At 76.2% G+C, this 22,769-nt stretch carries 20 protein-coding genes and 1 pseudogene; 13 read left to right on the top strand and 8 right to left on the bottom strand.

Annotation, left to right across the window (positions count from 1 at the left end; genetic code table 11):
- Positions 1-21: 21 nt before the first annotated feature.
- From gcvH to IEV86_RS06760, 6 genes are all read left to right on the top strand, one after another.
- Entirely contained in the window at positions 22-396 is a 375-nt protein-coding gene (gene gcvH / locus IEV86_RS06735) for a glycine cleavage system protein GcvH (protein ID WP_043608023.1), read from the top strand.
- Positions 397-743: 347 nt separating this feature from the next.
- Positions 744-974, top strand: coding sequence for a helix-turn-helix domain-containing protein (locus tag IEV86_RS06740; protein WP_043608021.1), 231 nt, complete (start codon positions 744-746; stop codon positions 972-974).
- 187 nt (positions 975-1,161) lie between these two features.
- A complete protein-coding gene (locus IEV86_RS06745; protein ID WP_043608018.1) occupies positions 1,162-1,719 on the top strand; it encodes a GIY-YIG nuclease family protein in 558 nt (185 codons plus the stop codon).
- Between the two features lie 44 nt (positions 1,720-1,763).
- Positions 1,764-2,198, top strand: a complete 435-nt coding sequence (locus tag IEV86_RS06750) for an NUDIX domain-containing protein (RefSeq protein ID WP_043608015.1) — start codon at positions 1,764-1,766, stop codon at positions 2,196-2,198.
- 3 nt (positions 2,199-2,201) lie between these two features.
- Positions 2,202-2,777: a DUF4287 domain-containing protein gene (locus IEV86_RS06755; protein ID WP_052426367.1), complete on the top strand. Its 576-nt coding sequence runs from the start codon at positions 2,202-2,204 to the stop codon at positions 2,775-2,777.
- A 188-nt stretch (positions 2,778-2,965) separates the two neighbouring features.
- Complete coding sequence (locus IEV86_RS06760) at positions 2,966-3,907, top strand: GGDEF domain-containing protein (RefSeq protein WP_052426366.1); 942 nt, start codon at positions 2,966-2,968, stop codon at positions 3,905-3,907.
- Here the strand turns inward: IEV86_RS06760 and IEV86_RS06765 are convergent.
- From IEV86_RS06765 to IEV86_RS06780, 4 genes are all read right to left on the bottom strand, one after another.
- Positions 3,897-4,463 (bottom strand): DNA-3-methyladenine glycosylase I, encoded by a 567-nt coding sequence (locus IEV86_RS06765; RefSeq protein ID WP_229734527.1) that lies wholly within the window; start codon positions 4,461-4,463, stop codon positions 3,897-3,899. The two genes, IEV86_RS06760 and IEV86_RS06765, sit on opposite strands and share 11 nt — an antisense overlap.
- A gap of 202 nt (positions 4,464-4,665) precedes the next feature.
- Positions 4,666-4,851 carry a hypothetical protein gene (locus IEV86_RS06770; protein WP_043608013.1) on the bottom strand — a complete coding sequence of 62 codons (186 nt, stop codon included), beginning with the start codon at positions 4,849-4,851 and terminating at the stop codon, positions 4,666-4,668.
- Positions 4,852-4,952: 101 nt separating this feature from the next.
- The gene (gene hrpA, locus IEV86_RS06775; protein WP_188484602.1) at positions 4,953-9,512 is read right to left on the bottom strand and encodes an ATP-dependent RNA helicase HrpA; all 4,560 of its coding nucleotides are present in this window, start codon (positions 9,510-9,512) and stop codon (positions 4,953-4,955) included.
- A gap of 151 nt (positions 9,513-9,663) precedes the next feature.
- A complete protein-coding gene (locus IEV86_RS06780; RefSeq protein WP_152605680.1) occupies positions 9,664-10,473 on the bottom strand; it encodes a hypothetical protein in 810 nt (269 codons plus the stop codon).
- A gap of 207 nt (positions 10,474-10,680) precedes the next feature.
- Here IEV86_RS06780 and IEV86_RS17865 point away from each other — a divergent pair.
- Both IEV86_RS17865 and IEV86_RS17870 read left to right on the top strand, forming a co-directional pair.
- A pseudogene (locus IEV86_RS17865) lies at positions 10,681-10,983 on the top strand (2-phosphosulfolactate phosphatase); the annotation flags it as partial.
- On the top strand, positions 10,953-11,336 hold the full coding sequence (locus IEV86_RS17870; protein ID WP_229734606.1) for a 2-phosphosulfolactate phosphatase: 384 nt from the start codon (positions 10,953-10,955) through the stop codon (positions 11,334-11,336). The pseudogene IEV86_RS17865 and the gene IEV86_RS17870, both read left to right, overlap by 31 nt.
- A gap of 63 nt (positions 11,337-11,399) precedes the next feature.
- Here IEV86_RS17870 and IEV86_RS06790 read toward each other — a convergent pair whose 3' ends face one another.
- Both IEV86_RS06790 and IEV86_RS06795 read right to left on the bottom strand, forming a co-directional pair.
- Positions 11,400-11,552, bottom strand: coding sequence for a hypothetical protein (locus IEV86_RS06790; protein WP_161784058.1), 153 nt, complete (start codon positions 11,550-11,552; stop codon positions 11,400-11,402).
- A complete protein-coding gene (locus IEV86_RS06795) occupies positions 11,549-11,794 on the bottom strand; it encodes a hypothetical protein (protein WP_152605681.1) in 246 nt (81 codons plus the stop codon). The genes IEV86_RS06790 and IEV86_RS06795 overlap by 4 nt, the downstream gene beginning before the upstream one ends.
- A gap of 217 nt (positions 11,795-12,011) precedes the next feature.
- On the opposite strand from IEV86_RS06795, the gene IEV86_RS06800 reads away from it, so the two are divergent.
- Positions 12,012-13,442 carry a Cpe/LpqF family protein gene (locus tag IEV86_RS06800; RefSeq protein WP_161784059.1) on the top strand — a complete coding sequence of 477 codons (1,431 nt, stop codon included), beginning with the start codon at positions 12,012-12,014 and terminating at the stop codon, positions 13,440-13,442.
- A 31-nt stretch (positions 13,443-13,473) separates the two neighbouring features.
- Here IEV86_RS06800 and IEV86_RS06805 read toward each other — a convergent pair whose 3' ends face one another.
- On the bottom strand, positions 13,474-15,186 hold the full coding sequence (locus IEV86_RS06805) for a glycoside hydrolase family 13 protein (protein ID WP_052426283.1): 1,713 nt from the start codon (positions 15,184-15,186) through the stop codon (positions 13,474-13,476).
- Between the two features lie 113 nt (positions 15,187-15,299).
- Here IEV86_RS06805 and IEV86_RS06810 point away from each other — a divergent pair, with 113 nt between their 5' ends.
- Genes IEV86_RS06810 through IEV86_RS06820 form a run of 3 tightly spaced genes read left to right on the top strand, consistent with a single transcriptional unit; the run spans position 15,300 to position 20,394 of the window.
- On the top strand, positions 15,300-16,328 hold the full coding sequence (locus IEV86_RS06810) for a 3-oxoacyl-ACP synthase III (RefSeq protein ID WP_043607455.1): 1,029 nt from the start codon (positions 15,300-15,302) through the stop codon (positions 16,326-16,328).
- Positions 16,325-19,405 (top strand): alpha/beta fold hydrolase, encoded by a 3,081-nt coding sequence (locus IEV86_RS06815; protein WP_229734528.1) that lies wholly within the window; start codon positions 16,325-16,327, stop codon positions 19,403-19,405. Before IEV86_RS06810 ends, IEV86_RS06815 begins: the two co-directional genes overlap by 4 nt.
- Positions 19,402-20,394 carry an NAD-dependent epimerase/dehydratase family protein gene (locus IEV86_RS06820; protein WP_043607458.1) on the top strand — a complete coding sequence of 331 codons (993 nt, stop codon included), beginning with the start codon at positions 19,402-19,404 and terminating at the stop codon, positions 20,392-20,394. The genes IEV86_RS06815 and IEV86_RS06820 overlap by 4 nt, the downstream gene beginning before the upstream one ends.
- A gap of 212 nt (positions 20,395-20,606) precedes the next feature.
- On the opposite strand, the gene IEV86_RS06825 is transcribed toward IEV86_RS06820, so the two are convergent.
- The gene (locus IEV86_RS06825; protein WP_043607461.1) at positions 20,607-21,131 is read right to left on the bottom strand and encodes a GNAT family N-acetyltransferase; all 525 of its coding nucleotides are present in this window, start codon (positions 21,129-21,131) and stop codon (positions 20,607-20,609) included.
- A gap of 114 nt (positions 21,132-21,245) precedes the next feature.
- Here IEV86_RS06825 and IEV86_RS06830 point away from each other — a divergent pair, with 114 nt between their 5' ends.
- Positions 21,246-22,697 (top strand): glycoside hydrolase family 43 protein, encoded by a 1,452-nt coding sequence (locus IEV86_RS06830; protein WP_229734530.1) that lies wholly within the window; start codon positions 21,246-21,248, stop codon positions 22,695-22,697.
- Positions 22,698-22,769 lie beyond the last annotated feature (72 nt).

The raw sequence follows: 22,769 nt of genomic DNA on the forward strand, positions 1-22,769 counted from the left end.
CCAGCGGACCCGAGGAGCACCGTGAGCGAGAACGTCCCCGACCACCTGCAGTACACCGCCGAGCACGAGTGGGTCGACGGCTCGTCGCCCGCGACGGTCGGCATCACGCGCCACGCCGCGGACGCGCTCGGCGAGCTCGTCTACGTCGAGCTGCCCGAGGTCGGCACCGAGGTGACCGCCGGCTCGGTGTGCGGCGAGCTCGAGTCGACCAAGTCGGTGTCGGAGATCTTCGCCCCCGTGACGGGGCGGGTCGTCGAGACGAACCAGGCGGTCGTCGAGGACCCGTCGCTCGTCAACAGCGACCCGTACGGGGCCGGCTGGCTCCTCAAGGTCGAGATCACGACCCCCGGCGCGCTCATCAGCGCCGAGGAGTACGCGGCGCTCGTGCAGGCCTGACCCCGCGGCGACCCTCGGCGGCCCCTCACCCTCCCCGGGTGGGGGGCCGTCGGCGCGCCCGGGGGGTGTCGAGGCGCCCGCGAGGCGTCGCTGCGGGGTCGCAGGACGTGTCGCGCTGCTCCGTTCGGGTGAATCCGCGGGGCCGAGCCCGTTCGCCGGGAGAAACCTGTGACCTGCGGCTTCACCTCGCTGGCGCAGATCCCGATGGAGCCCTGCACGTCCCGAGCGAGATCTCACGCAGGTCAAGGGTGAAAACCCGCGTCATGACCCGCGAGGTGGGCCCTCTCATCGGGTATCAAGCGAACGACACGGCGCTCCTCGCACCGTGGCCCCCCAGGAGGTACCCCATGTCGACCGACGTCGAGATCCCCACGCAGCGGTCCGCCGACCCGCTCACCCGTCGCGAGCGCGTCATCCTGTCGAACCTCGACGAGGACGTCACCCTCGAGGAGATCGCCACCAAGCTCTTCGTCACGCGCAACACCGTGAAGTCGCAGGTGCGCAGCGTCTACAAGAAGCTCGGCGTCTCGAACCGGGCCGACGCCGTCGCCTGCGCCCGCGCCTTCGGCCTGCGCTGACGCGGACCGGGCGGCCAGCCGCCCGCAGCTCGCCCACAGCACGCAGCAGCACCCAGCAGGACAGCAGGGCGCTCACCCTCGGGTGAGCGCACCGCGGCCGGGACGGACCGTGCCGCGGGGTGGGCGGAGGTAGTGTCGGGGGATCCTTCCCCGGCCCGGCAGGGCCTCCCTCCCCAGGCAGGTGACAGTGGATCGTGCGGCCGCGCCGCCCCCGGCCGACGAGCACTGGGCGCCCGACCACCTGGTCCTCGCCCGCCGCGTCTTCGCGTACGCGGGACGTCTCGTCGTCGAGCGCGACCAGCACGGGCAGGTCATCTCGCACGCGCCCCTCGCGGGCATGGCGGCCGTCGAGCACCGGTACCCCGCATGGGCGCGGGGACCGTTCGGCCGCATCGACCCCGAGCGTGCGATCCCGTCGAGCCCGGGCGTCTTCGCGCTCGTGCAGGACGGCACGACGCGCTACGTGGGCCACTCGTCCGACCTCGGCCGTCTGTTCAGCCCTCGCGGCCTCGGCGAGATCTCGCGGCGCGAGGCGCAGACGTCCCGCTACGAGGAGCGCTGCCGGCTGAACCGGCTGGTCGTGCGTGAGGCCGTCGCGGGGCGCGTCGTCGAGCTGTACCTGCTCGTCCTGTCGCGCCCCGGGCTCGTGCACCGGGTGACCGGCCGTCCTGCCCAGGAGCGTGCGGAGGACGTCGCCGCCGAGGTGCTGGCCGCGCACCGAGGCGCCTGGCACCTGCCCGGCTGACCGCGCGCGGGCGCGCGCCTCGGGGTGCCTGAGAGAATCGGCGCATGACCTCGTCGCGCCCGCAGGTGGTGGTCGCCGCGGCGGTCGTCGACGACCTCGACGCCCCGCGGCTGCTGCTCGCCGCGCGCCGTCGGCGCCCGCTGAGCCTCGCGGGACGGTGGGAGTTCCCGGGCGGCAAGGTCGACCCGGGCGAGACGCCCGAGGGGGCGCTGCACCGCGAGCTGCGTGAGGAGCTCGGCGTCTCCGTCGCGCTCGGCGACGAGGTGGTCGGGCCCGACGACGGTGGATGGCACATCTCGTCGCGGTACCTGCTGCGCCTGTGGCCCGCGGTCATCACCCAGGGCGATCCCGAGCCGCTCGTCGAGCACGACGAGCTCCGGTGGCTCGAGGCGGGCTCGTGGCTCGACGTCCCGTGGCTCGACGCGGACGTCCGCATCGTCGAGGCGCTCGTGCGCCGCGCCCAGCTCTCCACGAGGTGACCGATGGTCAAGGACCCGATCCGCTCGCACGAGGCGGCCGTCACGGACCGCTCCGTCGTCGACCGCACGGGCCGGCCGCGCGAGGAGTGGTTCGCGCTCCTCGACGCCGCGGGGGCCACGGGCTGGACGCACCCGCAGATCGCCCGGTGGCTCGGTGACGAGCACGGCGTCGACGGCTGGTGGTGCCAGTCGCTGACGGTCGGCTACGAGCAGGCGCGCGGGATGCGCGCCCCGGGTCAGCGGCCCGACGGCACGTGGGAGGCCGGTGCGAGCGTGACGGTCGCGGTCCCTCTCGCGCGGGCCTGGGAGCTGTGCACGGAGCCCGCTGGGCGCGCGCGCTGGCTCGACGTCGAGCCGACGGTGCGCGGCGCGACCGAGGGGAAGACGGTCCGCTGGACGTTCCCCGACGGCACGCGCGTCCTGGTGAGCCTGACGGCTCTGCCCGACGGCCCCGCGGGTGCGCGGACCCGCGTGTCGGCGACGCACCGCGGCGTCGAGGGTGCGGACGCCGTCGCCGAGCGGAAGGCGTGGTGGCGCGTGCGGCTCGGGCGGCTGCGCGAGGTCGCCGCCGAGGACTGACGTTCGGCGGAGGCGGCCTGGACCCGCCGGTCCCTGCTGCCCCGCCTGAGTCGTCGCCCGACCCGCACCGTGCTGCGTCCAGCGCGTCACCCGTTCGGGCGGCGTCCGCGCGTGATCGCCCGTTGATCTTCCTCAGGGTGCGCGTCCGGGCGACGATGGGCAAGCCGCCAAGACGTTCAGGAGGACCGATGCGCCCGAGGGCATCGACCGCCCCGGGGCCCGGGCCCGCCGAGATCCGACTCCTGGGCCGCGTGCTGCTCATCGTGGGCGCGGTGAGCCTGACGACCGCGCTGTTCCCGTTCAGCCCGACCGCCCCGGTCGAGATCGCCGCGACCGCGGGGTCCGCGGCGGCGCTGCTGGGGGCGTGGCTGCTGCGTCGTCCGGACCGCACGCCCGCGTGGGCCGTCCACGCCATCCTCCTGGTGGCCACCGCCGCGATGGGCGTGTGCGTCGCGGTGTCGACGACGCCCGCCGGGATCGCGGTGACGGCCGTGTCGTTCGTGTGGGTCGCGCTCTACACCGCGTCGGTGCACGGGCTGCGGGCCGTCGTCGGCCACCTCGTCGCGGTCGCGGTGGCGCTCGCGCTGGGCCTGCTCGCGGCGGGCGCGCAGTCCCCTGCCCAGACGTGGTTCTTCCTCATGGCGACGACGACGGGCGTCGCGGTCGTGCTGAACGACAAGACCCGCCGGCTCCGCGCCGAGGCGACGGTCGACCCCCTCACCGGCGTGCTGTCGCGGCGGGCGTTCGGCGAGGTCGCCGCGATGGTGACGGCAATGGCCGCGCGGACCGGCGAGCCGCTCGTGCTCGCCCTGCTCGACCTCGACGACTTCAAGCGCGTCAACGACGAGGGCGGGCACGCCGCCGGCGACGACGTGCTGGTCCGCCTCACGAGCAGCTGGCGCAGCACGCTGCGCCGCGGCGACGCACTCGGTCGGCTGGGCGGCGACGAGTTCGCCGTCCTGCTGCGGAACACGACGGCGGACCAGGCGGAGGTGCTGCTCGAGCGGCTGCGGCGCGACGACGAGCCGTGCGGCTGGTCGTCGGGCATCGCGCAGTGGGAGCGTGACCCGTTCGACGCGTGGGTCGCGCGGGCCGACTCCGCGCTCTACGCGAGCAAGGTCATGCGCTGACGGTCGGGCACCCCGCGAGGTGGTCGTCCACGAGCCCGCACGCCTGCATCGCCGCGTAGGCCGTCGTCGGGCCGATGAACCGGAAGCCGGACCGCTTGAGCTCCTTCGCGAGCGCCGCCGACTCGGGCGTGGTCGCCGGGACCTCCGCGAAGGTCACGGCACGCGGTGTCCGGACCCGGTGCTCCGGAGCGTGCGACCACACCAGGTCCGTCAGCGTCCGGCCGTCCTCCCACAGCGCGAGGACCGCGCGGGCGTTCGCGATGCTCGCCTCGATCTTCGCGCGGTTGCGGACGATCCCCGCGTCGCCGAGCAGGCGCTCGACGTCGTCGTCGTCGAAGGCCGCCACCACCGCCGGGTCGAACCCGGCGAAGGCCGTCCGGAACGCCGGCCGCTTGCGCAGGATCGTGATCCACGCGAGCCCCGACTGGAAGGCCTCGAGACAGAACCGCTCGAGGAGCTCCGTGTCGCCGCGGACCGGCACGCCCCACTCCGTGTCGTGGTACTCGGCGTAGAGGGGGTTGCCGTCGCCGAAGCAGCGGCCGGTCGTCGTCGGCACCGCCGGCACCGTCGTCGCGGTGGTCGGGGTGGTCGGGGTGGTCGGGGGCGCGGAGGGAGTGGGTTCGTCGGGCACAGCGCGAGTCTGGCGCAGGCCACCGACGCGCTCGTGGTCGGGTCCGCCGGGGCTGTGGACGGCACTCACGTCCCGGCGGGCGCGCCGAGGCGCGCGCCGAGCCGCGCGCCGTCGTCGGTGCCCGCGGTCAGAAGCCCGTGCGGCGTCGGACGGCGAGGCGCGGGGCCTCGTCCTCGGTCCCGGGCAGGGCCGTCGGTTCCGCGGGGACCGAGAGGAGGCCGTCGTGGACGGCACCGAGCAGCGACGTGTCGAGCACGTCGGCCGGTGCGGTCAGGGCGTCCCGGGCGCGGGCAAGGTCGTTCGTGTCCGCCATGCCGGACACCGTACGGGCAATCCGGACCGACCGGACAGCCCGCTCACGGGTGAACGGCGGGTGAATGCGGGTGGCTCGCAGGGCCGCCACGACCGGTCCGGTCAGCGGCCGAGCGCCGTGCGGATGCGCTTGGCGGACACCGGCTGCGGCGTCCCCAGGTGCTGGGCGAACAGGCTCACGCGCAGCTCCTCGAGCATCCACCGGACCTCGACGAGCCGCGCGTCGCGCGCCGCGTCGCCGGACGCGGTGCGCGCCGCGGCGACGGCGTCCTGGTAGAGGTCCTCGAGCTCGTGCACCTGCCACGCGAGCCCCTCGTCGCGGCCCGGGTTCTCCGCGGCCTTGGCGAGCCGGTGCTGCGCGGCCCGCAGGTACCGCACGAGGTGCGGGAGCCTGCCGGCGCCGGTCGCGGAGACGAAGCCGTCGTGGACGAGGCGCGCCGACTGGTCGCGCACGTCCGTGAGGGTGTTGAGCAGCGCGAGGCTCGTCGTCCCGCGGACGGCCGTGTCGAGCTCGCGCGCCGCGGCGAGGACGGCGGCGGTGTCGCGCGCGACGCGGTGCGTGCGGTCCTCGAGCGCGTCGCGCGCGACACCGCGCACGCGGGCGTAGGCGGCGGCGTCGCGGACGGTCGCGGCGCCGCCGGCCGTCTCGTCGAGCAGCGCGTCGAGCGCGGTCCGCTGCAGGTCGCGCACGAGCGCGTCGGTCGTCCGGTACGGGCTCGCGGCCAGCGTGAGGGACTCGGCCGTCGTCCACCGGCTCGTGATGCGGCCCGTCGCGAGCGCCAGCTCGCCCAGCAGCAGCTCGCGGACGCCCTCCGCATGCCGTCGGTCCCGCAGGCTCGCGTCGGCGAGCACGCGCAGGGCGACCGGTCGAGACGCCGCCGCGGGGGCCCCCTCGACGACGAGGGCCGGGTACCCGTGCACCGTCAACCCGCCGGCCGCGGTGGTGACGACGTCCGGCAGCCGCCCGTCGGGCAGTCCGTCCGGCCACGTCGTGAGCGCGTCGCGCTCGGGCACGGCCACGCCCGCCGCCTGCGTCGAGGTCGGCGTCGAGGTCGGCGTCGCGTCGGCGTGCCCCGGGTGACCTGCCTGCGCGGCGCCGGTCTCGGCGTCGGGCGCACCCGGCGATCCGGGCGAGCCCGGTCCGGCGCCCGGCCCGCCATCCGGCGCCGCCCCCGACCCCGCGCGCGCGGCCTTCTCCGCGACGGCCGCGCGGACGGCGTCGCGCACGGCCGAGCGGACCGCGCTCTGCGACTGCGCCGCGAGCCGCCGCTGGAGCGCGAGCAGGTCGGTTCCCTCGTCGACGACGACGGAGCCGCTGCCGCGCTCGTCGTGCACGCGGAACGTCATGCGCAGGTGCGCGGGCAGGTTGACCGGCCACACGTCGGGCGGGACCTCGACGTCGCGCAGCGCGCGCACCGCGCGCGTGAACGTCTCGGCGAACGACGGCGCCATGTCGGCCGCGCGCACCGTGTCCTCCCACGACGGCTCGTTGGCCTCGATCCACGCGACGACCTCGCGTGCGACGTCGGGAGCCGGGACGAGCTGCACGCGCACGGGCTTGGGCAGCGCGCGGATGGTCGCGGTGACGAGCTCGGGCAGCATGCCCGGCACGAGCCGGTCGAAGCCCTCGGGCCGCACGCGGTTGAGCACCGCGAGCGGGATGTGCACCGTGACGCCGTCGGCCTCGGCCCCCGGCGTGAACTGGTAGGTGAGCGGCAGGCGCAGGTCGCCCTGCTCCCACTCGGCGGGGAACCGCGCGAGGTCCTCGCCGAGCCCGGCGGCCTCGTCGGTGATGACCTCGTCGAGCCGGAAGGTCAGCAGGTCGGGCTGGTCGCGCTGCGCGCGCTTCCACCACTGGTCGAAGTGCCGCGCGGAGACGACGTCGGCGGGCACGCGCTCGTCGTAGAACGCGAACAGCACGTCGTCGTCGACGACGAGGCCGCGGCGGCGCGCGCGGTGCTCGAGCTGCTCGGCCTCGGCGAGCGTCGCGGCGTTGTCGTGGAAGAAGCGGTGGTGCGTCGTCCACTCGCCCTGGACGAGCGCGTGCCGGACGAAGAGCTCCCGCGCGTGCTCGGGGTCGACCTTCGCGTAGAGGACGCGGCGTCGCGCGACGACGGGGACGCCGTGCAGGAGCACGCGCTCGAACGCGGTCGCGGCGCCCTGCTTGGTCGACCACGCGGGCTCGGAGTAGGTGCGCTTGACCAGGTGCTGCCCGAGCTCCTCGGCCCACTCGGGCTCGATCCGCGCGACGTCGCGCGCCCACAGCCGCGACGTCTCGACGAGCTCGCCGGCCATGACCCACGCGGGGGGCTTCCTCGACAGCGGCGAGCCGGGGAAGATCGCGAACCGCGCGCCCCGCGCGCCGAGGTACTCGTTGCGCGCCTGCGGCCGGCGGCCCGGTCGGTCCTTCGGGCCGCCCTTGGTCGGCCCGCCGACCCGCACCTCGGTGACCTCTTGCATCCCGACGTGCGACAGGAGGCCCGCGAGCAGCGACTGGTGGATCCGGTCGGCGTCCCACGCACGCCGCAGCGCGCCGGGCGCGGTGACGTCCACGTCCTCGTCGGCGACGGTGTTCACCTGCGCGGGCGGGCGGACAGCGATGCCGAGCGGCTTCGCCATCTCCTTGAGCTGCGCGACGACGTCCTGCCACTCGCGCAGCCGCAGGTAGTTGAGGTGCTCGGCCTTGCACAGGCGGCGGAACGCCGACCCCGACAGCTCGCGCTGCTGCTCACGGACGTGGTGCCACAGGTTGAGGTAGGTGAGGAAGTCCGACGTCGGGTCGGCGAAGCGCGCGTGCAGCGCGTCGGCCTGCGCGCGGATCTCGGCGGGCCGCTCGCGCGGGTCCTGGATGGACAGCGCCGCGGCGATGACCATGACCTCGCGCGCGACGTCGCGCCGCCCGCCCTCGACGATCATGCGGGCGAGCCGCGGGTCCATCGGCAGCAGGGCGAGCGCGCGGCCGACCTCGGTGAGCCGCGTGCCCGACGGCGTCGTCTCGAGCGCGCCGAGCTCCGTGAGCAGCTGCACGCCGTCGCGGACGGCCCGCGTGTCGGGCTGGTCGACGAACGGGAACGCCGCGACGTCGTCGGGCGTGGCCGCGACGCCGACCGCGACCATCTGGAGGATCACCGACGCGAGGGACGTGCGGAGGATCTCGGGCTCGGTGAACTCCGGGCGCGACGCGAAGTCGGCCTCGGAGTACAGGCGGATCGCGACGCCCTCGGCGACGCGGCCGCAACGGCCCGACCGCTGGTTGGCCGACGCCTGGCTGATCGGCTCGATCGGCAGGCGCTGGACCTTGGTCGCCTTGGACCAGCGCGAGATGCGCGCGGTGCCCGGGTCGACGACGTACCGGACGCCCGGCACCGTCAGCGACGTCTCGGCGACGTTCGTCGCGAGCACGACCCGGCGCGCGCTGTGCGGGGCGAACACGCGGTGCTGCTCGGCGGCCGACAGCCGCGAGTACAGCGGCAGCAGCTCGACGGCCTGCGGGTGGCGCGGGTCGGTCACGCGCGGGCCGAGGTGCCCGCGCAGCGCCTCCTCGGCGTCGCGGATCTCCCGCTCGCCGGAGAGGAACACGAGGACGTCGCCCGGCCCCTCGTGCGCGAGCTCGTCGACGGCCTCGCAGATCGCGGTCATGAGGTCGCGGTCCTCCGCGGCGCGGGGCGCCTTGGCCTTCTTCGCGGGGCGCGGCGCGTCGTCGAGGTCCCGCAGGACGTCGTCGTCCGGGCCGCGCCCGGGCTCCGGGTCGGGCGACAGGGGCCGGTACCGGATCTCGACGGGGTAGGTGCGGCCGCTCACCTCGACCACGGGCGCCGGGACGCCGTCGGGGTGCTCGTCGGTGGGCGGGCCCGCGAAGTGCCGCGCGAACCGCTCCGAGTCGATCGTCGCCGACGTGATGACGAGCTTGAGGTCGGGGCGGCGCGGCAGCAGCCGCGTGAGGTACCCGAGGATGAAGTCGATGTTGAGGCTGCGCTCGTGCGCCTCGTCGATGATCAGCGTGTCGTAGGCGAGCAGCATCGGGTCGCGCTGGATCTGCGCGAGCAGGATGCCGTCGGTCATGACCTTGACGAGCGTCTCCTCGCTCGACTGGTCGGTGAACCGCACCTGGTAGCCGACGATCGACCCGAGCGCCCCGGAGCCGCCCGTGATCTCCTCGCTGATCCGTTCGGCGACGCTGCGCGCCGCGATCCGCCGCGGCTGCGTGTGGCCGACCTGCCCCTCGCGCCCGCGGCCGAGCTCGAGCGCGATCTTGGGCAGCTGCGTCGTCTTCCCGGACCCCGTCTCGCCCGCGACGACGACGACCTGGTGGTCCCGGATCGCCGCCGCGATGTCGGCGCGGCGCGCCGAGACCGGCAGCTCCTCGGGGTACGTGATCGGCGGGACGACGACGGCGCGTCGGGTCGCCGCGCGGCGCTCGCGGCGGGCCTGCTCGCGCGCGGCCGCCTGGACGGCGTCGCGGGCGCGGTCCGTGGGATCGGTCGTCGGGCGCCGGCCGCGACGGCGGCCGGCCGCGTCGGGTGAGCGGTCCGGGCCGTCCGCGCCGTCAGCGCGCGGCGTGTCGGTACGGGCGCCGTCCGGGCGTCGGCCCCGTCCGCGGCCGCGCGAGGACCGTCGTCGTCGGTCACCCGACGGGGTGCGGTCCTGCTCGGCCTCGCTCACGGGCGTCCATTCTCGCCGACGCGCGCCGCGGAGGCCCGCGCATATCGCGCGAGCATCCGTCACCGCGCCGAGATGAGCCTCGTGGTCGGCGTGTCGCGCGGCTCGCCGACGGCAACGCTTGTCTCGACGAGGTCCGCGCTCCGTGAGGGCGTCAGTCGCGCGGGGGTGCGTACGGGTCGCGACCCGGCGGGTACGGGGGCGCGGGCGGTGCCGGCGGGCCCTGCGCGTGCGGCGGTGCCTGCGCGTGCGGCGGGCCCTGCCGGCCCTGCTGACGCGGCGGGCCCCAGGTGCCGGGCGGCCACGCCTGCGGGAGGAGGCCGTGCGCGCGCATCGCCGCGTCCTGCTCGGCGGCCTCGCGGTTCCACTTCCGCGTGAACGAGAGCGCGAGCGCGCCGAGCCCGGCGAGGACGGGTGCGACGACGGCGAGGACCACGCCGATGCCGAGGCGGAAGCGCGACGTCAGGAGCTCGTCGTCGGCCAGGCCGACCACCGTCGCGCCGCCGCCGGTGCACGTCACGTAATCCGCCTCCATCCACTGCCTCCCCGTGACGGCGACCGGAACCCACTCTCGGCCGTCCCGGGACGTCATCGTGGCGGCAGCCCCGTCGGGCCGGCCGACCTCGAGCTCGCCGCTGCGCTGCTCGCCCGTCGAGTAGACCCGGCTCGTCCACGAGCAGCTCACCGCCTCGACGTCGACCGACGCGGGGTGCGCGAGCACGACCAGGCTGCCCGGCGAGACGCCCGTCGTCTCGACGTCCTCACCCCACGGCACCTCGCGCTCGACGTCGACGCGAGACTGCGGTCCGAACGGCCCGAGGCCGACGAGCACGAGCACCGCGACGAGCGCCGCCATCGCCGCACCCGCGAAGCCCACGACGACCCAGCCGGCCGCGACGAGCCGCAGGCGCTGCCTGAGCCCGTGACCCGTGCCCGGTCGACGCGACCACCCCGAGTACGTCATGCGCGCCCCCTCCGTCCTCGGCGCGGCGTGCGCCGCGGGCACCGTACCGGTCCGGTCTCGCGGCCGGGCCCCGACGTGGGTCAGGATCGCGCCGTGACACCGCACGACGACGCCCACGGGCAGTCCGGCTTCGACGTCCGCCTCGACTGGGGGCTGCGCGGCGCCGAGTGCGTCGCCCCGGGCGCGGACCGCGCCGTCGTCGTCGACGTGCTGTCCTTCACGACGACCCTGTCCGTCGCCGCCGACCGCGGTGTCGCCGTGCTCCCGTACCCGTGGCGCGACGAGGGCGCCGCTGAGCTGGCCCGGGACGTGGACGCGACGCTCGCGCTGCCCCGCTCGCGCTCGGGTGCCGGCGACGTGTCGCTGTCGCCGGGCAGCGTCCGACGCGTGCGCGACGTCGAGCGGCTCGTGCTGCCGTCGCCCAACGGGTCGACCGTCGCACACCGTCTCGCCGCCGAGGTGGTCGTCGTGGTCGGCGCATGCCTGCGGAACGCGGACGCGGTCGGGCGCGCGCTCGCCGCGGCGGGTGGGACGGTCGCGCTCGTCGCCGCGGGGAGCGGTGGCCAGACGGGTCGCTGCGCCCCGCCGTCGAGGACCTGTGGGGCGTCGGGGCGGTCGCCGACGTGCTGGCCCGGGCGGGGCGCTCGCTGTCTCCCGAGGCCCGCGCCGCGGTCGACGCGTACCGCGGGGTCCGCGGGGAGGAGCTCGACGCGCTGCTCGCGTGCGCGAGCGGTCGGGAGCTCGTCGCGGGCGGCTGGGAGGAGGACGTGCGCATCGCCGCCGAGGTCGGCTCGAGCGCGACCGTCCCGGTGCTGGTCGGGGGCCGGTTCGTCGACCGCGCGGGGCGACCGCTCAGGGCGTGAGGCCGCGCTGGTCTCCCGCGGTCCGTCCTTCGACCGTCCGGCGGGCCGCGGTTCTCGGGCGTGTCAGCCCGTCACGGCGCGCGCGACCACCTCGACGACGCCCGCGACGGTCGCGACCGCGGTGACGCCCAGCCCGATCGCGACGAGCGAGACGCCGCCCGCCAGGAGGACGGTCAGGGTCGTGAGCGCGGTCCGGGCGACCGGGGGCAGGTTCACGACGCCGTCCGACGCCGAGCGAGCGCCCGGCCCGTCAGGTACGCCGCGGGCCCGAGGAACGGCACCAGGAGGATGACCAGAACGTCGAGCAGCCCGCCGCCCCCGGTGACGCGGGCGCGCGACCAGACGACGAGCGCTGCGCCGAGCAGCACCAGGTTCGCCAGCACGACGACGGACCACAGCACGTCGTAGCCGGCGGGGACGAGCAGCTCGATGCCCTCGACGTCGGTGGCGGCGGTCACGAGCGCGACGCTACCGGCGGGCGGTGCGCGGGCGGAAGGCTTCGGAGGTCACGAATCGGGCACCGTCGCGGGCCCGACGAGGTCGTACGGTGGTCGGGGCGGACGAGGGGGCGGCATGGGGGACGCGGACGCGCGCGGCACCGACCGGCGTGCGGCGGACGGGCGGGCGCGCAGGCGCTCGGGCGCAACGACGGGCGTGGTCGGCAGGACCCTTCGCGTGGGGGCGGCAGGGAGCGCGGCCGGGCTCGCGGCCACGGGGCTCGCGGCCACGGTGCTCGCGGTGCTCACGGCGCTCACGGCGTGCTCGACGGGTGGCGCACGAGGTCCCACGCCGCCCGCGACCGCTGGGCCCACGTCGACCGACACCTCGACCGGGACGGCGGCCCCCGCCGAGCTCCCCGACGACGACGCCGGACACCAGGCCGCGTGGGTGGTCGAGCGCCTGGCGGACGCCGACGACCCGGCCGTGGTCGACGTCGAGGCGAGGTTCACCGACGGGTTCCTCGCCGAGGTCCCCGCCGCCCGGCTCGTCGAGGTGCTGGCCTCGATCCGCGCGGCCGGTCCGTGGACGCCGGTGTCGGTCGACGGCGGCGCGCAGGGCCTCGTCGTGCGGCTCGCCGGGCCGCAGGACGACCTGGACATGCAGCTCGCGGTGGATGCCGAGGGCAGGATCGCCGGCCTGCTGTTCACCCCCGCGGCGCCGCCGCGCGACCCGGCCTCGTCGTGGGGCGACCTCACCGGTGAGGTGGAGGCGCTGCCCGGGTCGACGTCCCTGCTGGTCGCCCGCGTCGAGGGCGGCCGCTGCGTCCCGCTCGACGGCATGCCCGCCGGGTCAGCGGCGGGTGAGAGCCTGCCGATCGGCTCCATCGTGAAGCTCTACGTGCTGGGCGCCGTCGTCGACGCGGTCGAGGCGGGCCGGCTGACGTGGGACCGCGAGCTCACCCTCACCGACGAGCTCCGCTCGCTCCCGTCCGGCCGGCTCCAGGACGAACCCGCGGGCACGGTCCTCACCGTGGAGGAGGCCGCGCGGGACATGATCGCCATCAGCGACAACACCGCGACCGACCTGCTCGTCGACGCGCTCGGCCGGGACGCGGTCGAGCGGGCGCTCGCGGACCTGGGGCACGCCGACCCGGCGCGCAACGTGCCGCTCGCGACCACGCGGGAGCTCTTCCACGTCGGCTGGGGCGGGGGCGAGGACCTGCGCACCCGGTGGCGCGGCGCCGACCCGTCGGGCCGTGCGGCGATCCTCGCGGGCCTGCCTGCGGGGCCACCCGAGCTCGACCCGCAGGAGATGGCCGGTGTCGCGGCGTGGACGGACGACGTCGACTGGTTCGCGACCGCCGCGGACCTGTGCGCGGCGCACGCCGCCCTCGCCGAGCGCGCCTCGACCGACGCGGGCGCCCCCCTGCGGGAGGTGCTCTCCGCGAACCCGGGCGTCGCCGTCGACGACGCCGCGTGGTCCCACGTCGCGTTCAAGGGTGGCAGCTCCGTCGGCACGATGGCCGGTGCCTGGTACGCCGAGCCGGCCGACGGCGGCGACCCCGTCGTCGTCGTGCTCCAGTCGGCGGTCGCCGTGCCCGCGCAGGCGCTGCCCGCCGAGACGCTCGTCGGGATCGCCGAGGACGCCCTCGCGCTCGCCCGGTGATCGGCGCGCCCCTCCGACAGCGCAGGCGCGGTCAGCGCTCCGCGGTGGTCGTGCGCGCGTCGTCGGCCCGGAACCAGGCCGCGGACCCGCCCGCGACCGTGCCGCGGGCGACGGGCTCCGACGCGACGAGCACCTCGGCGCCGGCGGGCCCAGCGACCGGTCGCGTCCCGAGGTTCACGACCACGACGACGTCCCGCACGCGGTACCGGAGCACGTCGTCGTCGGGGGCTGCGTCGAGCCACTCGAGCGTCCCCGTCCCGAGCCCGTGCGCACGCCGGACCCGCAGCGCCGCGCGGTACAGCTCGAGCGTGGAGCCCACGACGCCGCGCTGGCGGTCGGCCGCGAGGTCGCGGAACTCCGGCGGCTGCGGGAGCCACGTCGCACCGGTCGGGCTGAACCCGTACGCGGGCGCGTCCGCCTCCCACGGGACCGGGACGCGGCACCCGTCACGCCCGACGGCCGAGCCGCCCGACCGCGCGAACGTCGGGTCCCGTCGCGCCTCGGGCGGGATCGTCGTGTGCTCGGGCAGGCCCAGCTCCTCGCCCTGGTACACGTACGCCGACCCGGGCAGCGACAGCATGAGCAGCGCCGCGGCGCGCGCCCGGCGCCGGCCCACCTCGACGTCGGGCTGCGGGTCGTCCGGGCCGATCCCGTGCCACAGCACGGTGCCGGGCGGCAGCCCGAAGCGCGTCACGGGACGCACGTCGTCGTGGCTGCTCAGCACCCACGTCGTCGTCGCGCCGACGGAGCCGAACGACGCGAGCGACTCGTCGACCACGCGGCGGAACGCGCGCGCGTCGAACGGCGTCTCGAGGAACGCGAAGTTGAACGCCTGGTGCATCTCGTCCGGCCGCACGTAGCGCGAGAGCCGCTCGGGGGGCAGGTGCGCCTCGCCGACGAGCACGTGCTGCCCGCCGCGGACCCCGCCCAGGCCGTCGAGGAAGGAGCGCCACGACCGGTAGACGTCGTGCACGCCCTCCTGGTCGAACAGGGGCGTGCGCCGCCCGTCGGGTGCGACGCGCGCGCTGTGCTGGAGCTCCTCGGGGAAGTCGGGCAGGCCCTCCTCCTTGACGAGGCCGCGCGCGACGTCGACGCGGAAGCCGTCGACACCCAGGTCGACCCAGAACCGGAACGTGTCGAGCATGTCCTGGCGCACCTCGGGGTGCGACCAGTCGAGGTCGGGCTGCCGCGAGTCGAACAGGTGCAGGTACCACTGGCCGGGTGACCCGTCCGTCTCGGTCACGCGCGTCCACGCCGGTCCGGTGAACACCGAGCGCCAGTTGTTGGGCGGGAGCCCGCCGTCGTCGCCGCGCCCGTCGCGGAAGACGTACCGCGCGCGCTCGGGGCTGCCGGGCGGTGACGCGAGCGCCGCGCGGAACCAGGGGTGCTCGTCGGAGGTGTGGTTCGGCACGACGTCGACGACCACGCGCAGCCCCAGCGCGTGCGCACGCCCGACGAGCTCGCGCGCGTCCTCGAGCCGGCCGAACAGCGGGTCGACGTCGCGGTGGTCGCTGATGTCGTACCCCGCGTCGGCCTGCGGCGAGCGGTAGAACGGCGACAGCCACACGGCGTCGACCCCCAGGTCGGCGAGGTGGTCCAGGCGGGCCGTCGCGCCGGGCAGGTCGCCCACGCCGTCGCCGTCGGAGTCCGCGAACGAGCGCGGGTACACCTGGTAGACCACGGCCGAGCGCCACCACTCGGGGGCGCTGGTCGACGACGGTCCGGACGGGTCGGGGAGGGCCACGACCGACCACGCTAGCCGCGGCCCCCGACACCGCCACCGACCGCCGTCCGGCCTGTAGGTGCACGCACCCGGCCGTCAGGAGAGGATGAGGACCTTCCGTGACCTTGAGGGGCGTGCGAGTGGACGGCAACGCGACATCGACGTACCGCAACGTGGCCCTGCTCTCCCTGGCCGCCGTGACACCCGACCGGGTCACGACGTCCGCCGAGCTCGACGGTCGCCTGCGGCCGGTCCTGGACCGCCTCCACCTGCCGACGGGCCTGCTCGAGCGGATCGCGGGCGTCCACGAGCGCCGCAACTGGGCGGAGGGGCAGGGCTTCGACACCGCCGCGATCGAGGCGGGGGAGAAGGCGCTCGCCGAGGCCGGCGTCGACCGCTCGCGCGTGGGCCTGCTCGTCAACACGTCGGTCACGCGCCCCCACCTCGAGCCGTCCGTCGCGGTGCGCATGCACCACGGGCTGCGGCTGCCGTCGTCGGCCGTGAACTTCGACATCGCCAACGCGTGCCTGGGCTTCGTCAACGGGATGAGCCTCGCTGCCCAGCTCATCGACGCGGGGCAGATCGAGTACGCGGTCGTCGTCGACGGCGAGGACGCGGACGAGGTGCAGCGCAACACGGTCGAGCGCCTGTCGCGCGAGGGCACGACGCGCGCCGACTTCCTGCGCGAGTTCCCGACGCTGACGCTCGGGTCGGGTGCGGCCGCCGCGGTGCTGGGCCGCGCGGACGAGCACCCGTCGGGTCACCGGCTCCTCGGCGGCGTGACGCGGGCTGCCACGCAGTTCAACGACCTGTGCGTGGGCGGCGTGACCGGCATGTACACGGACGCGAAGGCGCTGCTCAAGGGCGGGATGCAGCTCGTCATGGCGGCGTGGAAGGAGGCCCGCCAGCACTTCGACTGGTCGGCCATGGACCGCTACGTCATGCACCAGGTGTCCGACGTCCACACGAACGCGATCATCAAGGCCGCGAAGCTCGACCGGTCGCGCGTGCCTCTGACGTACCCGCGCTTCGGCAACGTCGGGCCCGCGTCCATCCCGATCACGCTCGCGCACGAGGCGCCGAGCCTCTCGCCGGGCGACCGCGTCCTCCTCATGGGGGTGGGCTCCGGCATCAACACGGCGATGATGGAGCTCGCCTGGTGACGAGCACCCCCGCGGACCGCCTGCCCGCGCCGACGACGGCGCCCGCGTCCCTCCCGCCAGACGGCCTGCCCGGGCTCGACGCGGCCTGGTCGCGTCTCGTCGTCGTCCCCGAGACGCCCCTGGTCGGCGCGCTCGGGTGGGGCAGCGAGACCCACGCCGAGGGTGACCCGGCGAGCAGCGAGCGCCGCACCGCGCAGACCCCGCGCGACGGCGGCGACCGCGCCGCGCGGCAGGCCGCTGGGCCTCGGCCCGGGCGCACGTGGCACGTCCTGGACACCGGACCGGTGCTGGCCGAGCGCGGCGTCACGCCGGTCGGGACGCTCCTGTGCGTCCACGGCAACCCGACGTGGTCCTACCTGTGGCGCGACGTCGTGGCGGCGTCGCTCGAGGCCGCCGACGCCGCGGCCACTGCGACCCGCCCCGAGGGCCCGCCCGACGTGTGGCGCGTCGTGGCGGTCGACCAGCTCGAGATGGGGTTCTCCGAGCGCACGGGGACGCACCGCTCGCTGCGCCGCCGCGTGCGGGACCTCGGCGACCTCACGGACGCGCTCGGGCTCGACGGCCCCGTCGTCACGGTCGGCCACGACTGGGGCGGCGTCGTCTCGCTCGGGTGGGCGGTCGACCACCGCGACGTGCTGTCGGGCGTGGTCCTGCTCAACACCGCGGTCCACCAGCCCGAGGACCGGCCCGTCCCGGCACCGCTGCGGCTCGCGCTCGGCGTCCTCGGGACGTCGACCGTCGCGACGCCCGCGTTCCTCGAGACGACCCTCGCGCTCGCGCACCCGCCGCTGCCCGACGGCGTCAAGGACGCCTACCGCGCGCCCTACGCGACCGCCGACCGCAGGTCCGGGATCGGTGCGTTCGTCGCGGACATCCCCGTCGGACCCGAGCACCCGAGCGCGGACGAGCTCGACCGCGTCGCCGAGGGCGTCCGGCGCCTCGACGTCCCCGCGCTCCTGCTGTGGGGGCCGCGCGACCCCGTGTTCGGCGACGGCTACCTCGGCGACCTGCTCGACCGGCTGCCCGGCGCGCAGGTGCACCGGTTCGAGGGTGCGGGGCACCTCGTCGCCGAGGACGTCGACGTGGCCGGTGCGGTCCGGACCTGGCTCGCCGACCGCCGCGAGGCCGTCCTGCGCGCCGAGCCGGCCGCGTTCGGCGAGCAGCCCTGGGCGTCCGACGAGCCCGGCGAGCCGGGGGCGCGCGCCCACGTCGCGGGCTCCGTGGAGCGCGAGGCGACGACCGAGCCACACGGCGCCGACGACGGCCACGACGGCGTCGTCGGCGTGCACGTCACGCGGGCGCGCGTGACGCACCTGGCCGGTGAGCGCGCGACCGTCGCGACGCCAGACGGCGCCCGGGCGCCGCTGTGGCGCCGCCTCGACGAGCTCGCCGACGACGACTCGACCGCGCTCGTCGAGATGGCGCCGAGCGCGGGCGAGGGCGTGCGCACCGTCACGTGGCGGCTGCTCGCGCGCCGCGTGCGCGAGATCGCGCGTGGTCTGCACGCGGCCGGCGTGCGTCCGGGGGACCGGGTGTCGCTCCTCGTCCCGCCCGGCGCCGACCTCACCGCGACGCTGTACGCGTGCCTGCGGATCGGCGCGGTCGTCGTCGTCGCCGACGCCGGGCTCGGACCGCGCGGACTCACGCGTGCGGTCCGGGGTGCGCAGCCGGCCGTCGTCGTCGGCGAGAGGAAGGGGCTCGCGGCGGCGCGTGCGCTCGGCTGGCCCGGGCGCCGCGTGTCGACCACGACGCTGCCCGCGGCGACCGCCGCGGCGCTCGGCGTCGAGACGAGCCTGCCCGACCTGGTCGACCTCTCCGTCGTCACCGACCTGCCGCCCGAGCCCGCGCCCACCGACCTCGCCGCGGTGCTGTTCACGTCGGGCTCGACGGGTCCGGCGAAGGGCGTCGCGTACACGCACGAGCAGCTCGCGGCGATGCGCGACGCGCTCGCGGGCCAGTACGACCTGGGCGTCGGGACCGGGCTCGTGGCCGGGTTCGCGCCGTTCGCGCTGCTGGGTCCCGCGCTCGGCTGCCGCTCGGTCACGCCCGACATGGACGTCACCGCGCCGCGCACGCTCACCGCACGCGCCGTCGCCGCAGCGGTCGCCGCGGCCGACGCGACGGCGGTGTTCCTCTCGCCGGCCGCCGTCGCGAACGTCGTCGCGACCTCGGACGAGCTGACCGCGGCCGACGAGCGGGCTCTCGCGGGCGTGCGCCTCGTGCTGTCGGCCGGTGCTCCCGTTCCCGAGCGGCTGCTCACCGCCGTCGGGCGGCTCATGCCGGACGCCGTCCCGCACACGCCGTACGGCATGACCGAGGGGCTGCTGCTGACGGACGTCACGCTCGACGGGATCCGCGCGGCGGGCGCGGGCGGGATGGACGGTGCGACGAGCGCGGGTGGGGCGGACGGCCCGGGCGGCGTGTGCGTCGGCCCGCCCGCGCGGGGCGTGACCGTCACGATCAGCGCGCTCGACGACGACGGCCGGGCCACGGGCACGCCGGGTGTCGCGCCCGGCGTCACGGGCGAGGTCGTCGTCGCCGCGCCGCACGTGAAGGACCACTACGACCGGCTGTGGCTCACGGACCGCGAGAGCCGGCGCGGGACGCCCGACGGCGACGGCGCGACCCGGGCCGACGTCGACGTCGCCGTCGAGCCGGGCGCGCGGTGGCACCGGACCGGCGACGTCGGGCACCTCGACGCCGAGGGCCGGCTGTGGGTCGAGGGGCGGCTCGCGCACGTCGTCGTGACGGCCGACGGGCCCGTGACCCCGGTCGGCCCCGAGCAGCGGGCCGAGTCGGTGGCGGGCGTGCGGCGCGCCGGCGTCGTCGGCGTCGGACCGCGGGGCACGCAGCAGGTCGTCGTCGTCGTCGAGACCGACCGGGGCGCACGCCGCCCCGGCCTCGCGAACCCCGAGCTCACGGCCCGGGTGCGCGCCGCGGTCGGGCTCCCGGTCGCGGCGGTGCTCGTCGTGCCCGACCTGCCGACCGACGTGCGGCACAACTCCAAGGTGGACCGGGCGCGGCTCGCGACGTGGGCCGAGGGCGTCCTCGCGGGCGGCCGGATGGGTCGGCCGTGAAGGTCCTGGTCACGGGCGCGTCGGGTCTGCTCGGCCGCACGACCGCCGAGCAGCTGCGTGACGCCGGCCACGACGTCCGCACGTTCCAGCGCCGACCGAGCGGCGTCGACGGCGCCGAGGACGTGCTGGGCTCGGTGACCGACGCCGACGACGTGGACCGCGCCGTCCGCGGCGTCGACGCCGTCGTCCACCTGGCGGCCAAGGTGTCGCTCGCGGGCGACCCCGCGGACTTCCGGCGCGTCAACGTCGACGGCACCCGGACCGTCCTCGGCGCGGCGCGGCGGCACGGCGCGACCGACGTCGTGCACGTGTCCTCGCCGTCCGTCGCGCACACGGGCACGTCGATCGTCGGGGCGGACGCGCCACCCGCCGACCCGGACGGGACGCACGGCGAGTACGCGCGCACCAAGGCCGAGGCGGAGCTGCTCGCGCTCGGGGCTGACGGGGACCTGCGCGTCGTCGCGATCCGGCCGCACGTCGTCTGGGGTCCCGGCGACGAGCAGCTCGTCGCGCGCATTGCGGAGCGGGCCCGGACGGGGCGGCTGCCGCTGCTCGGCCACGGCGCGGCGCTCATCGACACGACGTACCTCGACAACGCCGCGTCGGCGCTGGTCGCGGCCCTGGGGCGGCTCGGCGACGACGACGGCACCGTGCGCGGACGGGCGTACGTCGTCACCAACGGCGAGCCGCGGACGGTGGCGGAGATGGTCGCCGGGATCTGCGCGGCGGTCGGTGCGCCACCGCCGCGGTTCCGGGTGCCGGGCGCCGTCGCGCGCGGTGCGGGTGCCGCGGTCGAGGCCGCGTGGGCGCGCCTCCCGCTCGAGGGGGCCGACGGCGAGCCGCCCATGACGCGGTTCCTCGCGGAGCAGCTCTCGACCGCGCACTGGTTCGACCAGCGCCGCACGCGCGCCGACCTGCGGTGGGCACCAGCGGTGTCGATCGACGGGGGCCTGCACCGCCTCGCCGCCTGGCACACCGCGCGCGCCTGACCGGCTCGCCATCCGCCGCGCCGACCCGCACACGCCCGTCACGCCGACCCGCACGCCCGCCGTCACGCCGACCCGCACGCCCGCCGTCACGCCGACTTCGCGCATCTGCGTCGAGCTCGTGGTCGAGCGACGCGAAGTCGGCCGGAGATGCGCGAAGTCGGCGAGACCGGCCCGCCGTCCGGGGCCGGTGGTGCCGGTGGGCGGTGGCGCCGTCAGTGAGCGAGGGCCGCCGGGCCGGCCATGCGGACCAGGCGGACCATGCGGATCGCGCGGACGCCGTCGTCGACCCGGCTCCGGCCGTCCGGTGCGAAGCCGTGCCTGCGGTAGAAGGCCTGCGCTCGCGGGTTGGGGTCGGCGACCCACAGGCCGACCGGTCCCTCGACGTCCAGCACGGCGTCCATGAGCGCCGCCCCGGCACCCGAGCCGTGCACCTCCGCGAGGGTGTACAGCACGTACAGCTGGCGCGACCACGCGTCGGTCACGTCGAGCGGGGGTCCGGCGAGCGCGACGCCGACGACGACGCCGTGCCGCTCGGCGAGCGCAGCGACGCGGTCGGGCCGGTCGTCGGCGAGCACCGTCGACCAGAACCGCTCCCGCCGCTCGACCGCGCTCGGGTCGTCGACAACCTCGTCGCGCATGAGCCCCCGGTAGGTCTCGCGCCAGCTCTGCACGTGCGCGCGGGCGAGGGCGGGCACGTCGGCCGGCACGGGCCGGCGCACGACGATCGACGACGCCATCGTCGAAGTCTCGCACCGCACCCTCGAGTCAGGGCTCCCGGGCCGTGGGCACCCCCTTGACCCGTCGATGTGAGCGTGAACATGATGGGCCGCATCAGTTCTACAACGATGTAGATGGGGGAGCAGCCCATGCAGACGTCCGACACCACCCGCCCCGCGGGAGCCCCGGCCGGCCCGACGTGGACCCGTCGTCGGCTCGCCGGCGTCACCGCCGCGGTCGCCGCGGTCGGCCTGGCCGTGAGCGGCACCGCAGCCGCCCTGCCGAGCGGGACGGCACCCGCCACCGCCCTCGGGAGCGACGGCCGACCCGCCGACACCACGCTGCCGACCGGCGGCCTCAGCGTCACGGGCGAGACGTCGCCGATCCACGACCCCGCGCTCGTCGTCGAGGGCGACACGTGGCACGTCTTCTCGACCGGGCTGGTCAACCGCGAGAACGGCGGCACCGTCCAGCACTGGATCTCACGCGACGCGGGCGTCTCGTGGGAGTACGTGGGCACGATCTGGCCCGAGATCCCGACGTGGATCGACGAGCGCATCCCGGGCCTCGACAACCTCTGGGCACCCGAGGTCCACGAGGACGACGGCACGTACTACCTCTACTACTCGGCCTCGACGTTCGGCTCCAGCACGTCGCTCACCGCGCTCGCGACCGCGACGACGCTCGACCCCGAGGACCCGGACTACGGCTGGACCGACCAGGGCGAGGTCGTCTCGTCGCCCGTCGTCGGCCTGCCCGACGGCAAGACGTTCAACGCGATCGACGCGGGCATCGTCGAGGACGCCGACGGCACGCACTGGATGGCGATCGGCTCCTACTGGTACGGCATCTGGCTCGTCGAGCTGGACTGGCCGAGCGGCAAGCCGGTCGAGAACTGGCAGGAGAGCGCGGTCAACCTCGCGGACCGGTTCGTGCCCGGCAACCCGATCGAGGCGCCGTACATCTACGAGCACGACGGCTGGTACTACCTGTTCGTCTCGTTCGACGCGTGCTGTGCGGGCGGCGACTCGACCTACAAGGTCGCCGTCGGCCGGTCGCGCGACGTCACCGGTCCGTACCTGGACCAGGACGGCCGCGACATGTTCGGCGGCGGCGGCACGGTGATCCTCGAGGAGCACGGCGCCATGGTCGGGCCGGGCGGCCAGTCGGTCGCCGACGGCGTCCTCGCGTTCCACTACTACGACGCGCTCAACGAGGAGGTCCCGTACTTCCCGACGCTCGGCCTCCAGCGCCTCGCGTGGGTCGACGGCTGGCCCGTCGTGGACCAGACGGTCGAGCCGGCCGCCGTCGTCGGGCAGCCGCAGGACACGCAACCCGGACGCGCCGCCGTCCTCGAGGCGGAGGTGACGGGCACCCCCGCGCCCGTCGCGCGCTGGCAGGTGTCCGACGACGGCGCGACGTGGACGGACGTGACCGTCGAGCGCGTCCACGACGGCACGACGACGCTGAGGGTCCCGACGCGCGACGTCGTCGGCGACCGGTCGTGGCGCGTCGTCGTCGAGAACCCGCACGGGACCGCCACGAGCGAGCCCGTCACCCCGTGGGGTCCGCCCGGCCGCAGCTGACGCGACGCCCGGGACACGCCGAGGGGCCGGTGACCACGACGGTCACCGGCCCCTCGGCCGTCCTTGCCGGTG

Origin of the sequence: Cellulomonas carbonis (genome assembly GCF_014636275.1) — a bacterium.
Taxonomy (GTDB): domain Bacteria; phylum Actinomycetota; class Actinomycetes; order Actinomycetales; family Cellulomonadaceae; genus Actinotalea; species Actinotalea carbonis.

Coding starts and splice junctions, on each gene's coding strand:
- IEV86_RS06740 (WP_043608021.1), top strand. CDS start 744: ATGTCGACCGACGTCGAGATCCCCACGCAGCGGTCCGCCGACCCGCTC.
- IEV86_RS06750 (WP_043608015.1), top strand. CDS start 1,764: ATGACCTCGTCGCGCCCGCAGGTGGTGGTCGCCGCGGCGGTCGTCGAC.
- IEV86_RS06755 (WP_052426367.1), top strand. CDS start 2,202: ATGGTCAAGGACCCGATCCGCTCGCACGAGGCGGCCGTCACGGACCGC.
- IEV86_RS06760 (WP_052426366.1), top strand. CDS start 2,966: ATGCGCCCGAGGGCATCGACCGCCCCGGGGCCCGGGCCCGCCGAGATC.
- IEV86_RS06770 (WP_043608013.1), bottom strand. CDS start 4,851: ATGGCGGACACGAACGACCTTGCCCGCGCCCGGGACGCCCTGACCGCA.
- IEV86_RS06780 (WP_152605680.1), bottom strand. CDS start 10,473: ATGACGTACTCGGGGTGGTCGCGTCGACCGGGCACGGGTCACGGGCTC.
- IEV86_RS17870 (WP_229734606.1), top strand. CDS start 10,953: ATGCCTGCGGAACGCGGACGCGGTCGGGCGCGCGCTCGCCGCGGCGGG.
- IEV86_RS06825 (WP_043607461.1), bottom strand. CDS start 21,131: ATGGCGTCGTCGATCGTCGTGCGCCGGCCCGTGCCGGCCGACGTGCCC.
- IEV86_RS06830 (WP_229734530.1), top strand. CDS start 21,246: ATGGGGGAGCAGCCCATGCAGACGTCCGACACCACCCGCCCCGCGGGA.